The sequence below is a fragment of the Bacillus sp. FSL K6-2861 genome (assembly GCF_038630725.1).
Classification (GTDB): domain Bacteria; phylum Bacillota; class Bacilli; order Bacillales; family Bacillaceae; genus Bacillus; species Bacillus velezensis.
In genome coordinates this window covers 371,058-387,650 of the sequence record NZ_CP152037.1, presented here as the reverse complement: position 1 = coordinate 387,650, position 16,593 = coordinate 371,058, and the positions used below count along the sequence as shown (strand labels likewise).

Genomic DNA, 16,593 nt, shown 5'->3' with positions numbered 1-16,593 from the left:
TGCGCAAGCTCCTGAATGGTCGGCTTTTCAAATAACACTTTAATCGGCACTTCTTTTTGAAAGTGCTCCTGGATTTTAGCGGTCATCATCATGGCTTTTAAAGAATGTCCGCCAATCGTGAAGAAATTGTCAGTCACACCCGCTTTTACACCGAGAATGCCTTCCCAAATGTCCGCGAGTTTCTGCTCCGCTTCCGTTTTCGGCGCTACGTATTCTTTTTGAACGGCTTCAGCCTGAGGCTCAGGCAGCGCTTTTTTATCAATTTTTCCGTTCGCCGTCAGCGGAAACTGATTCATCTGGATGAAGTGCGCGGGAATCATATATTCCGGAAGTGATTCCGAAAGTGTTTTGCGCAGGTCTTCCGGCGAAAGGGCTTGGTCTGCCGTAAAGTAAGCGCAGATTTCATTTTCATCCGCTTTATTTTTCCGGATCACAGCCGCAGATTCCGTCACATTCTCCGCCTGGCTGATTTTCGCCTCGATTTCGCCGAGCTCGATTCTGAAACCGCGGACCTTTACTTGGTTGTCAATTCTGCCGAGAAACTCGATCGTGCCGTCCGGAAGCCACTTCGCCAAGTCCCCCGTCCGGTATATCATTTCATCCGGTCTGAACGGATCGCGGACAAACTGCTTCTCCGTTAATTCAGGCAGGTTCACATAGCCTCTTGCCACTCCGCTTCCGCCGACGCACAGCTCACCGGGCGCGCCGATCGGCTGGAGGTTGCGGTTTTCATCCATAATGTACGCAGTGGAATTTCCGATCGGCTTCCCGATCGGGACCGAACCGTCATAATCCTGATCAATGAGAAAACTCGTCGAAAACGTCGTATTCTCCGTCGGCCCGTATCCGTTCCAAAGCGACAGCTCCGGTGATGCCTTTCTCACTTTGCTGACGATATGCGGCACAAGCGCATCACCGCCGATGATGAGGTGCCGGAGCGTGTTAAACATGCCGGCATCCTTTTGGGCAAGCTGATTAAACAGCGGAGACGTCAGCCACATGGTCGTGATCCGCTGCTCTTTCAGAAATTGGGCGAATTGTCCGGCGTCAAGCAGCGTCTCTTTTTTCACCGGGTGCAATGACGCTCCGTTCAGCAATGCGCCGAAGACTTCGAAGGTTCCGGCATCAAAGCTGACGGCTCCCGTTTGCGCCATCCGGTCTTCTTCATGAACCGGCACGTAATTCGAATGTTTGACGAGCCTGATGATATTTCTGTGTTCAATCATGACGCCTTTCGGTTTGCCGGTCGATCCGGATGTATACATGATATACGCCAAGTCGTTGCCGCCGGCCGGAAGATTCAAGTCTGTTCCGCTTACCGTTTCATCCGCGCTTTCATCCAGCATGACGACCGGGACTTGCAATGCGCCCGCTTGTTCTTGATAGTCCTGAACTGTCAGCACGAGCCGAATCGAGCTGTCTTCCGCCATAAAGCGGAGACGGTCCTCCGGAAAAGCCGGATCAATCGGCACATATGCGCCGCCTGCTTTTAGGACGGCAAGCATTCCGACAACGGTTTCCGCAGACCGGTCGTTCATAATAGCGGCGGTCCGGCCTTTTTCCAGCCCGCTCTTCACAAGGTGTCTCGCCAGGCGGTTGGCCGCTTCGTTCACTTCACGGTAGGTCCATTCGCGTCCCGCTTCTTTTATCGCGATGCTTGCAGGCGTCCGGTTTGCCTGTGCTTCAAACAAACGGTGAACGGCCTCCTCTTCCGGAAGCGCCGTTTTCGTATCATTGAATATCTCAACAATCTGCCGCTCTTCTTCGCCTGAAACAAGGCCGAGTTCCCGCACGGGCGCGTCAGGCGTTCCGACCGCGGCTTTCATCATGCGGGTCAGATGGTGCGCCGTTCGTTCGATGGCATCATGAGCGAAAGCCGCTCCATTGTATTTGATTTTGACAGTCCACGTTTTTCCCGGATACACGATGAGATTAAAATCAAAGCTCGTCTGCTCAAAAGCATGTTCAACTTTAATGGAAAAGCCGAGTCTTTCCTCCATGCCCCCGTTTTCCAGCTCTTTGTCCAGCGGATAGTTTTCAAACGCGACCAAATGATTTAAGAGGCTGCCGTCCAGGGCGGAGCGCTTTTGAATGTCATAGAGCGGCACATAATCATAGCGCTCGGCTTCCACGGCGTTTTTCTGAACTGCCGCCATCACGTCCGAAAAGGCTGTATCTTTGTCAATTTTGATTCTGACGGGAATTGTATTGATGAACAGCCCCGCCATCGTTTCTATGCCGTTGATTTCTGAAGGACGGCCTGATACGACGGTGCCGAACACCACATCGTCTGTATAGTTGTATTTGCTGAGCACCGCACCCCAAACGGCCTGAAACAGGTTAGGTCCCGTGACTTGATGCCGGTTGGCGGTCTGCTGAATCTGCGCGACCAGCTCTTCATCCCAGACAAAAGAATATTCTTCATTTTGGTAGTCTTTCTTTTCTGCTGCCAGACGGCCCGGGAGCAGGCTCGGCTGTTCGAAATCCGCCAGGCGGCTGCTCCAATATCGTTCCGCCTCCTCATAATCCCGGCCTCCGAGCCATTTGATATAGTCAGAGTAAGGTTTGCCCTGGCTTCCCCCGGCGGGCCGGCCGGCACGAAGCGCTTCATAGTTTTGGAACAGGCTTTTCATCAAAACGCCCATACTCCAGCCGTCCATGACGATATGATGATTGCTCCAGACGAGATACAGCTCCTTCTCACTGAGTCTGAACACCGCCGCTTTAAAGAGAATATCCTTCGCCAGATGAAAGCCCTGCTGCTGCACGCCGCGTTTATAGCGTTCAATATATTCGGTTTGGCGCGCTTCATCTAATTGACTGATATCTTCATAGTGCACCTTCGTCTTCCGCTCGGCTAATACGACTTGGCGCGGTTTTTGAAGCTGCTGGTGCACGAATACCGTACGCAGGATGTCATATGTCCGGATCAACTCATTGACGCTTTTTTCAAAAAGCTCCAGCTGAAAGCTTCCGTGAATCCTAAGCTCTAATTGTGTGAAGTAGGAGGAAGAATGCGGATCAAGCAGCGCATGATACAGCATTCCCTCCTGCATCGGTGTGAGTGCATACACCTTTTGAATCGATTTTTTGCTCATATGTCACCTCTGTCTTTTCTGTTAGAGAATTTCCATTAATTTATCAAGTTCATCAAGCGTCAGATCATCATCGCCAAGATCGCTAGGCGTAAGCTCAGGTCCGTCTTGGGCCAGGCAGTGATCTATGATTTTCAAGAGGTGCCCTTTAAAACTGTCACTGAACGATTGAATGGTTTTTTCATGAAATTCGAGAGAATGATAGGCAAACGTCATCGTCATCTGCCCATTTTCTATAAATCCGACAATATCAAGCGCATTCGGCTTCTCTGTGTCAGGGCTCAGCGATTGTCCTGACGGCATCCCGGATCTTGTAAATAAGCCGGAATCCGACATCTCATTAAACTGGCCTAAGTAGTTAAAGCTGATATCCGGATCAATCTCAAATGAAAGATTCTCTTTATGCTCAGGCGCCGTTACATAACGCAGAATGCCGTAGCCGACTCCTTTGTTCGGGATGTGTCTGATGTCTTCTTTCATTTGTTTCAGCTGATATGAAAGATCGTCGGCGTGCTTCATCTCAAGGATCATCGGATACATGCTCGTAAACCATCCGACCGTCCGGGTGATATTCAAGCCGTCAAGAATGTCTTCGCGTCCGTGGCCTTCCAAATGAACGCCGATCGTGTCTTCACCCGTCCACTCTTTCAGCGCCAGTCCGAGCGCCGTGAGCAGGATGTCGTTCATTTCGGTGTGATAGGCTTCATGTACGTTTGTCGTCAGCTGTTCAGTTTGTTCAGGCGTCAGAGAGAAGCTGACCGTTCTCGTATGTCTCATGCGCTGATCACCAGACTGCCTGTCTTTCGGAAGCTGAGTGCATACCTCTTTTTCCTCAAGCTCTCTCCAGTAATGCGCTTCTTTCAGAAACGCCTTCGTATTTGCGTATTCTTTGATTCTCTCGGCAAATTCGGCGAATGAATGTGTTTTCGGCGGCAGCGCCGGTTCATTGCCTTGCTTCAGCTGCGTATACACGGACGTAAAGTCCTCCAGTAAAATCCGCCAAGATACACCATCCACGACTAAGTGATGGATTGCGAGAAGAAGGTGGTCTCCATCTTCAGCCCGGAAGAGCCCGGCTTTCAAGAGATGTCCTGTTTCCAGTGAAATACTGCTTTGAAGACGGTCTGCTTCCCTTTCGATACGATCCTCATGGTCTTCAGCAGGTCCGTTCAGCTCAAAGACGTTCAGTTCAACAGACGCATCCTCAAGCCCTCTGTAATACGGTTTTTGTTCACGATAAATCATCCGGAGCGCATCATGGTGCACCGTCAGGACATGTAATGTTTTTTCTGTTATCTCCGGATCAAAGCCGTCTTTCGCGTGAAGCATGACGGATTGGTTCCAGTGGTGTTTGTCCGTGAAGTTTTTCTCAAAGAACCAGCGCTGGATCGGCGTTAAGGCCGCTTCGCCTTCGACAGGTCCCTGGTCGGCCTGCTTGCCTTCCGTCCGCTCCACGTAGGAGACGAGCTCTTCGATGGTCGGATGCTGGAAGAGGTCTTTCATCTCCAGCTTGTAGCCGTGCTGGTTCAGACGGCTCGCCATTTGGATGCCTTTGATCGAGTCCCCGCCGAGCGTGAAGAAATTATCGCTTACGCCGATCTGATCAAGACCGAGCACTTCTTGCCAAATGTCGGAAAGCAGCGTCTCCATCTCCGTTTCCGGCGCTTTGTATGCCGCGCTTCCCGCTTCAATATCCGTTTCCGGCAGGGCTTTTTTGTCAATCTTTCCGTTTGCGGTGACCGGAAGCTCGTCCATCTCCACCCAGAAAGCCGGCACCATGTAGTCAGGCAGCGTGTCTTTCAGCGCGGATTTGAGCGCTTCAATATCGTCCTGCTGAGGCGCGACATAGGCGCAAAGCGCGGTATTGCCCGCTTTGTCTTCCACGGCCGTCACCGCTGCGTCATGAACGTCCGCAAGCTGGGCGAGGCGGACTTCGATTTCTGAAAGCTCGATCCGGTAGCCCCGCACTTTGACCTGCTGGTCGATACGGCCGATGTATTCGATGCCGCACTTCGCGTTCCATTTGACGAGGTCGCCGGTCCGGTACATGCGCTCTCCGGACACGAACGGATCTGCGGTAAACCGCTTCGCCGTTTCTTCTTCACGGTTCAGGTATCCGCGCGCCAGACCGCGGCCGGCCACGCACAATTCACCGGCAATGCCTTCCGGCTGCACCTGATCGCCGTCGCCGAGAATATAAACTCTCGTATTGGCAATCGCCCGTCCGATCGAAAGCGATCCTTCCTCCGGATTGATGACGCCGCTTGTCGCGACGACGGTGTTTTCCGTCGGGCCGTAGTTGTTGACGATCGTGTACGGCTGTTTCACCGCCCGCTTCAGCTTGTCGCCGCCGACGAGAAGCATGCGGAGAGAGGTATTTTCCAGCTCCATAAATTGTTCGGCCAGCTGCGTCGGCAGGAAGGTGATGGTCACGCCGTTCTCCTCGAAATAGTGATTTAAGCGGGTGATATCCAGCCGGATCGCTTCGTCAATGACGTGAAGCTCCGCGCCGATGGTCCATGTCGGGAACATCTCCCAGATGGAGGCGTCAAAACCGAAGCCCGCGTATTTGGCGCTTTTATCATCCGCCGTCATGGCGAATGCGTCGTGATGCCAGAAGCACAGGTTCACCAGCGCATGGTGTTCGACCATGACACCCTTCGGCTGTCCGGTCGTTCCTGACGTGTAAATCATATAAGCGAGATGATCTGCCGTTGTTTCCGTCTGCGGGTTCGCTTCATCGTTTTCATCAAGCGGCAGGCTCAGAATGGAGCGGCTGCCGTCAAGCAGAATCGTTTCTCCGTTGTAGCTTTCCGGCACGTCCAGCGCTTCCTGTGTGAGAAGAAGCTTGGCCCCGCTGTCCTGCAGAATGTAGCTGATGCGCTCTTCCGGGTAGTCGGGATCAATCGGCACAAATGCCGCGCCCGCTTTCAGGACGCCAAGTACGCCTGCGGCCATTTCCAAGGACGGTTTCGTCAAAATGCCGACACGTTCGTCAGCCGTGACGCCGCAGTCCATGAGAATGCGCGCAATGCGGTTAGCCCTTGCGTTCAGCTCGCCGTACGTCCATTTCGCCCCGTTATATGCCGCGGCCGGCCGGTTCGCGTAGCGGGCGGCCGTTTCTTCAAAGAGACGGTGAACCGTTTTGTCCCGCGGCACAGAAATTGTTTTTCCTTTCCATGCGTCAAGGAGGGCTTGTTTTTCTGTTTTATTTACCAATGAAAGCTCAGAAAGCTTTGCAGCCGGATTTTCCGCTGCGGCTTCTAACAGTTGAAGCCAGTAATGCTTCCATGTCTCTGCCGTTTCCGGTTTAAACAGCGCGGTGTTATATTCAAGCACAAACGTTAAACCTTCGTCTGTGTCCTCAGCCGTCATTGTCAGGTCAAACTTTGCTGTTTTTCTGTCAAACGGATGGTGCTTCAGCTCAATTCCTTCCATGACCAGATCTTCCGCATTTGCATTTTGCATTGAGAATACCGCATCAAACAGCGGATTTCTGCTCGTATCACGCTGCACCTCAACCTTTTGCAGAAGGTTTTCAAGCGGATAATCCTGCGCTTCAAATGCATGTAAAGCGGTTTGTTTTACTTCTTTAAGATAGTCCGTGAACGTTTTGTCCGCTTCCGGATACGTACGAAGCGCGAGTGTATTCACAAAAACACCGATGACGTTTGCGAGATCCGCATGTGACCGTCCCGCAACCGGCGAGCCGACAATGATGTCATGCTGTCCGCTCAGTTTTGAGAGAAAGGCGCTGTATGACGCCAGCAGCACCATGTACATGGTAGAATCCGTTTGTTTCGCAAGACTGCGAAGAGCCGACGTCTGTTCCTCAGTCAGAGAAAAGACCAGCTTGTCTCCTTCAAAGGTTTGCACGGCCGGACGGCTGTAATCAGCCGGCAGCGTCAATACCGGAAGCTCGCCGTCAAGCTCCCGAAGCCAATGCTCCTCCTGCTTGCGGTACTGCTCTGATTGAATAAATTTCTGCTGCCATACCGCATAGTCTTTATAATGAATCCGCAGCGGCTCAAGCATTTCACCGCCATACAAGCGGGACAGTTCATCTATCAGCACGCCGACTGAAGCGCCGTCCGAAATGATATGGTGCATGTCAAACAGCAGCAGGTGGTCATGTTCAGCCAGCTTGACCAGTCCCGTTCTGACGAGAGGAAGCTGATCCAGGCGGAACGGCCGGATAAAGCTCTGAATAATCCGTTCAGCATCTTCTTCAGAGGCTTCATAATATTCCATGTCGATATCAGCTTCCGTCCATATGCGCTGAACCGTTTCTCCATCCTTTATGTCAAATGTCGTTCTGAAGGCTTCATGGCGTTCTGTCAGCTGTTCCATGACGGATTTCAGCTTTTCTGCATCAAGCTTTCCTTTTAAGCGGAGCACAGACGGCATGTTATAGCTTGTTTCAGCGCCTTCCAGCTGCTGAAGCACGAACATCCGCTTCTGCGGTGAAGAAACCGGATACGTTTCCCGCTCGGCCGCCGGTGCGATGCTCTCAGCCGCCTTCCGCTCAGCCCCTTCAATCAGCTGCGCCAGCCCCGCGGCCGTCGGAGAAGTGAACAGATCCTTTAAGGTAAGCTGCGCGCCGAATGTCTTCTGGATAAGGGCCAGCAGTTTCATCCCCGCTAACGAGTGGCCCCCGATCTCAAAGAACTGGTCATGGACGCCGACCCGCTCCATTTGCAGCACCTCAGCCCAAATATCCGCCAGTTTTTGTTCTGTTTCATTGCGCGGCGCCGTATATGACACGGCATTCGCTGCGGTCACATCCGGCATCGGCAGCGCCCGCCTGTCGATTTTTCCGTTCCCTGTAAGAGGCAGTTCATCCAATTGAATAAAGACGGACGGAATCATATAAGCCGGAAGATCCTTCGCCGAATGCTCCCTCAGCTCCCGGGAAGAGATTTCCCTGAGGCCGACAACATACGCGCAAAGAAGTTTGTCACCCGCGCCCTGATCCACAGCGAGCACAATGCATTCCTGAATCTGGTCATGACTTTGAAGCTGATGCTCAATTTCGCCAAGCTCAATCCGCTGACCGCGGATTTTCACCTGATGGTCGATACGTCCGATAAACTCGATATCGCCATTCGGAAGCCATCTGGCCAAGTCGCCCGTTTTATACATCCGTTCACCTTCCTTAAACGGATGCTTTACAAATTTTTCTTCCGTCAGTTCAGGACGGTTGTAGTAGCCTTCTACGAGACCTTCCCCACTGACGCACAGCTCTCCCGCGATACCCGCCGGCTGAATGCGTCCGGCTGAGTTCATGATGAAGACTTCCGTATTGCTGACCGGTTTCCCGATCGGAACGGAGAGCGTATCCTCTTCAATGACATCCACGGGATGGTATGTCGCAAACACCGTGCTTTCCGACGGGCCGTACATATGAAGCAGTCTTCCTTTTCCGACTGCCGCAAGCGCCTTTTTGACATGTTCTACAGACGCTCTTTCGCCCCCGAACATGATTTTCCGAAGCGTCGTCAGACAGGACGGCTCCATATCAACAAGCAGGTGGAACAGGGCCGTCGTAATCATCAGAATGCTGACGTTCTCCCGTTTGATCACACGGGACAGGCGTGACATATCCAGCACCGTATCTTTCGGGACGATCACAAGCTTTGCACCGTTTAACAGCGAACCGAACATATCAAACATAAAAGCGTCAAAAACGTAGTTCGACAGACCGAGCACTGTGTCCTCTTCAGAAACAGTCAAATAGTTCGTGTTTTTTACCGTCCGCAAAATGTTGGCATGTGTGACGATGTTTCCTTTCGGCGTTCCCGTCGTGCCTGATGTATAAGTGAGATTGGCAATCGTTTTGGAATCAAACGGCAATGCTGGATTGTGAGAGTCCTTTTCATAGCTCGCCTCATCATCAGCAAGCACAATGACGCCTTGAAAACCGGCCTTTTCCGCAAGCGGCTTGAGGCTTTGCTGAGTCAGGAGCACATTCGCCCTGCTGTCGCGGAAGAAATGCTGAATCCGCTGAACCGGATGCTCAGGATCAATCGGCACATAGGCGGACCCCGCTTTTAACACAGCCATAATGGAAACAATCATATCCATTGACCGTTCAGACAGAACAGCCGCGGTTTTTCCGCCGCCTCCGACCGAAAGAATATGCCGCGCAAGCCTGTTGGCGCGTTCATTCAGCTGCTGATACGACAGGGTTTCCCCTTCGAACTGTAGAGCCGTCCGGTCAGGGTTCTTTCGGGCTTGTTCTTCAAAGATCTGCACGATCGTTTGCTCTTTCGGGTACGCCGTGCGTTCCGGGTTGAACCGCTGTAATTGATTCAAAGCCTCCCGTTCAGAAAGCAGATCATATTCGCTGATTTTCGCATCCGGCTGAGCTGCCGCGCTCTCCAGCAGACGGACATAGTGCGCAAGCATGCGATCCGCAGTTGAGCGCTTAAACAGCTTCGTGCAATAATCCAAATCAAGCGCAATGCCTTCCGCTGTTTCCCGAGCCTGCATGGTCAGGTCGAATTTGGCGATATTGAAGTTTGTTTCATGAAGAGACAGCGTCAGATTACCGATCTCCGGAATTCCGTCCGAGGCGTTTTGCAGACTGAACATCGTGTCAAATATCGGATGCCTGCTCATGTCCCGGGGCACGTTCAGCTCCTCGGTCAGCCACTCAAACGGATAATCCTGATGAGAAAACGCATCCAGCACCTGCTTGCGCACATGACCTAACAAGCCGGCAAATGTCTGATCCTGCTTCACGGAGCTTCGCAGCGCAAGCGTGTTGACAAACATCCCGATGAGCCCCTCGGTATCGGAGTGATTTCTTCCCGCTGACGGTGTTCCCACGATGATGTCTTCCTGTCCCGAATACTTAGAAAGCAGCGTATAGTATGCTGATAACAGCACCATGTAAAGGGTGGCTCCGTTTTTCTCGGCAAGCTTCTGCAGCCGTTCCCGCAGCATTTTCGGCAGCTTGGCGGACACGCGGTCACCTTCAAAGCTTTGCACCTGCGGCCGCGGATAATCAGGGAGCAGCTGAAGCACCGGCAGTTCGCCGCTGAAGACTTCTTTCCAGTACGCCCGCTCCTTCTTGTAGCCTTCTTTCGCCCGTTCCGCCTGCCATACGGCATAATCTTTATATTGAATGCGCAATTCAGGCAGCTGATTTCCGCCGTAGATGTCAGCCAGTTCCTTCAGCATGATGGAAATAGACACCCCGTCAGAAATCAGGTGATGCATATCAAACAGCAGCATATGGCGATTGTGACCGAGCGTTTGCAGGCCGATTCTGAACAGCGGCGCCTCAGATAAATCAAAACGGCGCACAAAGTCCTTCATGACCTGTTCATTCGTTCTTCCGCGCGCTTCGATCATTTCAATATGAAACGGAACATGCTCGCCAATCACTTGTCTCGGCGTGCCGTCCTCTGATTGAAACGATGTTCTGAGCGCTTCATGCCTGCTGATTAAGGCAGAAAATGCACGCTCAAGCTTTTCACGGTCTAAAGCGCCCTCAATCATGGCCGCAGCCGGCATGTTATATCCGACTCCCGCGTCTTCAAATTGGCTTGCGATATAAGTCCGCTGCTGAGCGAGCGAAAGCGGATAGCTCGCCTGCTTCTCAGCCGGCTCAATTGCACTGAATGCCGGTCCTTCGTTTCGGTTTTCCGCATAATCGGCAAGCGCCGCAATCGTCGGATGCTCAAACAAGTATTGCAGCGGAATTTCAACGCCCATTTGCTTATGAATTTTCGTCAGAAGCGTCATTGCCTTTAATGAATGACCGCCTGACTCGAAGAAATGATCATAAATGCCCGCCTTGTCCATTCCGAGAACTTCCTGCCAGATGACGGCAAGTGTTTCCTCCGTTTCATTTCTCGGCGCGGCATATTCAGATGAGCTGACAGCCTGCACATCAAGCGCAAACAGCTTTTTGCGGTCCGCCTTCCCGCTCGGCGTGAGCGGAATTTCGTCCGTTTTTGTAAAGTAAGCGGGCACCATGTAATCAGGAAGGTGCTTGGACACATACTCCCTGTACTCGGCAGGGTGAAACTCGGTTCCTTTTTCCTGAACGATATATGCGCAGACATCTAAGCTGCCCTGCTGATCCGGCCGTGCCAGCACGACGGCCTGCGCCGCGCCCGGGGCTTTTCTGAGCACCGTTTCAATTTCTCCCAGCTCAATGCGGTAGCCGCGGACTTTCACCTGATCATCTTCACGGCCGATATATTCGATCGTCCCGTCCGGCAGCCAGCGCGCCATATCACCCGTGCGGTACATGCGGCCGCTTCCGTTAAACGGGTCCTGCAAAAACTTCTCTGCGGTCAAATCCGGAAGATTTAAATAGCCGCGGCCTACACCGTCACCCGCGATATACAGCTCACCGGCCGTGCCGTCGGGCTGAAGCCGCTGGTGCTTATCCAATATATACAGACGGGCGTTGCCGAGCGGTTTTCCGATCGGAACGTACGCCGCCTGTTGATTCATTCCGTTATCCGCTGACACCTGATGCACGGACGCATCTACGCACGTTTCTGTCGGCCCGTAGACATTCGTCAGACGCGGCGTCCTGCCCGATTGATGAAAGAGCGTCATCAGCTGTTCAGCAACAGCCGCGGACAGGCCCTCTCCCCCAATGAGCATGTGGCGCAATTCAATTCCGCTGACATCTCCCGCCGCAGCCATCATCTGCAGATGCGCAGGCGTTCCGTCAGTGGCTTCAATCCGGTTTTGACGATAATAGTCCAGCAGTGCCGAGCCATTCGTTACAGTCGTTTTCGGCACGATATAAAGCGTCTGTCCCAAAAGAAGCGAGGCAAATATCTGTTTGACGGACGCATCAAAATGAAACGGAGCCAAAAGCGCCATTCTTAACGTCTGCTCACCGCATTGATAAATCTCCTGCTGCAGTGATTGCACCAGATGATGAACTTGCCGGTGCTCAATCATCACGCCTTTCGGCCGCCCCGTTGTACCTGACGTGTAGATGATGTAAGCCAGCCGGTCTGATTGTGTGCTGACACCGTCCGCAGCCGTTTCATACTGAACAGCCTCGTCAAAATCAATCCGTTCGGCATCCGCTGCGGGCGCCTGTATTCCGGCCTCCGTCAGAACAGCCTTCGCTCCGCTGTCCTCCAAAATGTACTGAATCCGATCCGCCGGAAAGTCAGGATCTATCGGCACATAGGCGCCGCCCGCTTTCAAAATTCCCAATATTGCCGCAATGACACGCTCAGAACGGCCAAGCAGCACCGCGACAGGAGAATCGGCTGATATCCCGGCTTGAAGAAGGCGTCCGGCGATACGGCCTGACTGTTCATGCAATGTGCGATAGGACAATGTTCGGCCTTCATACACAACCGCGGGTTTGTCAGACAGTGACTTCACTTTCTCTTCAAACAGCCCCGGTATCGTCATCTCTCCGCGGTAATTCACCGGATTGCCGGAGGCCCGTTTCAGCAGCCGCTCTTTCTCGGATTCAGAAAGAAGAGTAAGTTCATCAATTATGCGATCAGGAGATGAAATCGCATCTTCAATCAGCGTGATCAAACGTTCAGAAACAGATTCAATCTCTTCCCCCTTGAAAATGTCGCTGCGATAGTCAAAATCAATCGTCAATTTCCCGGTGTCCCATCGTTCCTTCACATGAATTGAAATATCATTTGTACCGCTTCCGCTGAAAATAGGGTCTGTCAGGAAGGACAGATTCTCTTTTTTCTGCCACTGCATCACCTGGTACTCCAGAGCCACCGTAAACAATCTGCTCAGCGAACTTTTCGAAGCGCGCAAATCATTGACAAGCAGGTTATACGGATACTTTTGGTGGCGGAGAATTTTCATCAGATCCTTCATCCGGCCTTTAACGAATTCCAAGAACGACTGTCCTCCGTCAACGCTTGTCCGCACAGGCACCGTAGATACGAACATCCCGAGCATCTGCTTTTCTTTCGCATTCGTCCGGTTTCCCATAAACGTACCCGTGACAACGTCATCCCGGCCGGTCACTTTGTAGAGATAAGTGATCAGAGCTGACTGGAACAGAGATAGTACGCTGACTTTATGCTCCTCGCAGAATGAATGAATGCGGCCATATAAGTCGTGAGGAATTTCTTGAGAAAACCGTTTCGCATCAAGACCCGCATCTGCCTGGCTCCGTTTCAGGGACACAAGCTCCGGCACGGTCTCAAACTGCCCGTTCCAAAAATCCCGATCCTTTTTAAACCGCTTCGACTGCACATATTCCTGCTCTGTCAGCACGTGCTCGATAAAAGAAGGAATCTCCGTCTGTTCCTCACTTGCTCCGCCTGAGAGCTCCAAATAAATATCGGTAATCGCATTGCCCAGAATCGTCATGGAAATCCCGTCTGAAATAATGTGATGCACATTAGCGTAAAACCAGACCTCATTTTCACTGATCGTGTGCACGGAAAAACGGAATAAATCCTGATCATATAACGCCAGAGGCTTGCCAGCTTCTTCACGCCCCCATTTGGACAGCTCGTCCGCAGAGCAGCCGGCTTGCCTGATATCTGTGTGCCCGATAGAGAGCGGACGGTATTCGCTCACATATTGAACGGGCTCCCCCTCATCATCAAGCCGCAGACGGATTCTCATCGACTCATACCGCCGGACGAATTCCTGTATCGCTTTCTCAACGTAATGAGCCTGTACGCCGTCTTCAGAAATGAGTTTCCCGAACCCGGCAAGATTTGAAATACTTGTGTTCGGATAGAATTTTTCTGTATACCAGATACGTTTTTGAGCATTTGTTAAAGGATAAAAAGTTATTTCCATATGTGTGCGCCTCCCCTTTTTAAGATAAAGATGTCAATTCTCCCTTAGAAACAGCCTCCCTCTATGTCCCTAACTCATTCTCAAGCCAAAAGAACCACTTACCTCCAAAAACGATCCCGATTCAATCACCGCCGAAATCCGTCATCCGTTCACCCGCGCAGTCCGAAATGCGGCATCAAATTTATGAGAAATCAAGACAAAAAGCCATTGATTGTAAGCACGAAAGGTTTACCTATTTCTGCATGTATTTCTATATATCTACTTACGTTCACTTTATATGAAAATATTGTTTTTATCACCGAAAAATGGGTGAAAAGTTTCATGCGGCACACCGAAAAAAAATCCGACGAATTCAGAGGGTATTTTGCGGCATCCCGCAATTTATTTTCAAAAATATTATTTACGTAAAATTAAAAATCTTTAAACTATAATGAAAATCTGTCGAATATCCAGTTATGGCAGAATGAAAAAAATTTACGTACGTAAGCTGACCCGGAAAAAACAGCGCAAGAACCGAAACAAACGGTCCGAATGTTCGCAATATGATTTCATTAAACCGCAAAAAAAGCACTCTATTTTACATAGAGCACTTCAAAAAGATTCCTTTATTGCAGTTTTATCAATGTTGATTAATTCCATATAATCTTTTCCCCACTTATACATGGCGTCCAGAATCGGCATAAGGCTTTCTCCTTGCGCCGTTAAAGAATACTCCACTTTCGGAGGGACGACAGGGTAAACTTCCCTGTGAACGATCAGATCCTGCTCCAGCTCCCTGAGCTGATTCACAAGAATTTTGTGCGTAATATCCGGAATTAAAGCTTTCAGCTCATTAAACCGCTTCGTCCCTTCTTTTCCCAAGTGCCACATAATCAGCATTTTCCACTTCCCGCCTATCACGGCAAGCGTCAATTCCTTTTCGCAATTAAACGTTTTCTCATCCATTCGGCTCACGGGCCATTCTCCTTCCTCTTACTTTTTGTACGGTCATCATCTATTCATACACGCTTACTTTTTCACACAACTTTCATCAGTTTATACTACCACGCAGTTTTGCTGAAACAAAGCGTATTGCCTGCTTGGGACAGTATCCTCAAAGTAACTATTAGACTTCAAAGTGCGTACTTCTCAACATGCGGGGCACTCTATAGAATGAAAATACATAAAAAAGAGGAGTGGATATAAAGTGGAATTACAGCTGGCATTAGACTTAGTAAATATCCCGGAAGCAATTGAACTTGTGAAAGAGGTCGAACCATATATAGATGTTGTAGAAATCGGCACTCCCGTTGTCATTAATGAAGGACTGAAAGCCGTGCAGGAAATGAAAACAGCCTTTCCTCACTTGAAAGTGCTTGCCGATCTTAAAATCATGGATGCAGGCGGTTACGAGATTATGAAAGCGGCAGAAGCGGGAGCCGACATCATCACCGTTTTAGGGGCGACAGACGACTCAACGATCAAAGGGGCGGTTGCCGAAGCAAAAAAACAGCAGAAAAAAATCCTCGTCGACATGATTAACGTAAAAAACCTTGAAACACGGGCAAAAGAAATTGACCAGCTCGGTGTTGATTATATTTGTGTTCACACAGGTTATGATCTTCAAGCAGAAGGAAAAAATTCATTCGAGGAACTGACGGCGATTAAAAAAGCGGTCAAGAGCGCTAAAACCGCAATTGCCGGAGGCATTAAACTTGATACGCTTCCTGAAGCCATCAAACAAAACCCAGATTTAATCATTGTCGGCGGAGGCATTACGGGAGCTGACAATAAAGCGGATGCTGCTGCTAAAATGAAACAGCTGATCACACAAGGATCATGAAAACGACTGAATACTTACATGAAATACTAAATGAAATATCCCGCACCGCAGCATTAATATCCGACAGTGAAGCTGACAAGCTTGCGAATCAGATTTTATCGGCAGATCAAATCTTCACGTCCGGAGCGGGACGTTCCGGCTTTATGGCTAAAGCGTTCGCCATGAGGATGATGCACATCGGTCTGAACGCTTACATCGTCGGTGAGACGCTTACTCCTCCCCTCCAAGAAGGCGGTCTCGTCATCATCGGCTCAGGCTCAGGCGAAACAAAAAGTCTGCTTCATACAGCTGAAAAAGCCAAAAGCCTTAACGGCATCATCACTGCATTAACGATTAACCCCGACTCAAGTCTCGGCAAACTTGCGGATCTTACAATAACGATTCCCGGCTCTCCTAAGGAAGAGACCGGCGGAGACAGAAAGACGATTCAGCCGATGGGTTCTTTATTCGAACAAACTCTTCTGCTGTTTTACGATGCGGTTATTCTAAAAATCATGGAGAAAAAAGAATTGAATTCAGCAGACATGTTTACAAAGCATGCGAATCTGGAATGATTTGCTGACGGCCTTCTTATCAGATGGCCGTCTTTTTATCGTCTTGTTGCGCACGGTCATGCAGACCAAGGTTTTCGGGTCGGACACTCGCAGACGAAGATATCCTGCCGGTGAGCTTATCGCTATAATAAGTCAATTGACGATACACCCGCAACCGTTCATTTCTGAATAGGGAAACTGCAAAAAACACTTTCTGATTGAATTTTTAATGAATAAAGTTGATTTGTGCGGATGGTTTTACAGATATTCAGCTGAATTGCGGCTGAGAAATATATTTTAACAGCTTTACAGCCGGCCGATTCTGCTTTATTCTTGGACCAGCTTTACAGCAATTAAAACTGGA

The 16,593-nt window shown here is 50.6% G+C and carries 4 protein-coding genes and 1 pseudogene; 2 read left to right on the top strand and 3 right to left on the bottom strand.

The window, feature by feature from the left end:
• Positions 1–5: 5 nt before the first annotated feature.
• The 3 genes and pseudogenes from srfAB to NYE62_RS01835 form a co-directional block, all read right to left on the bottom strand.
• A pseudogene (gene srfAB / locus NYE62_RS01845) lies at positions 6–3,098 on the bottom strand (surfactin non-ribosomal peptide synthetase SrfAB); the annotation flags it as partial.
• Positions 3,099–3,119: 21 nt separating this feature from the next.
• Positions 3,120–13,874, bottom strand: coding sequence for a surfactin non-ribosomal peptide synthetase SrfAA (gene srfAA, locus NYE62_RS01840; protein WP_342497193.1), 10,755 nt, complete (start codon positions 13,872–13,874; stop codon positions 3,120–3,122).
• Between the two features lie 591 nt (positions 13,875–14,465).
• Positions 14,466–14,828: a helix-turn-helix domain-containing protein gene (locus NYE62_RS01835; protein WP_007409352.1), complete on the bottom strand. Its 363-nt coding sequence runs from the start codon at positions 14,826–14,828 to the stop codon at positions 14,466–14,468.
• A gap of 232 nt (positions 14,829–15,060) precedes the next feature.
• On the opposite strand from NYE62_RS01835, the gene hxlA reads away from it, so the two are divergent.
• Entirely contained in the window at positions 15,061–15,696 is a 636-nt protein-coding gene (gene hxlA / locus NYE62_RS01830) for a 3-hexulose-6-phosphate synthase (protein WP_015239130.1), read from the top strand.
• Positions 15,693–16,250, top strand: coding sequence for a 6-phospho-3-hexuloisomerase (hxlB, locus tag NYE62_RS01825; protein ID WP_015239129.1), 558 nt, complete (start codon positions 15,693–15,695; stop codon positions 16,248–16,250). Before hxlA ends, hxlB begins: the two co-directional genes overlap by 4 nt.
• Positions 16,251–16,593: the final 343 nt, after the last annotated feature.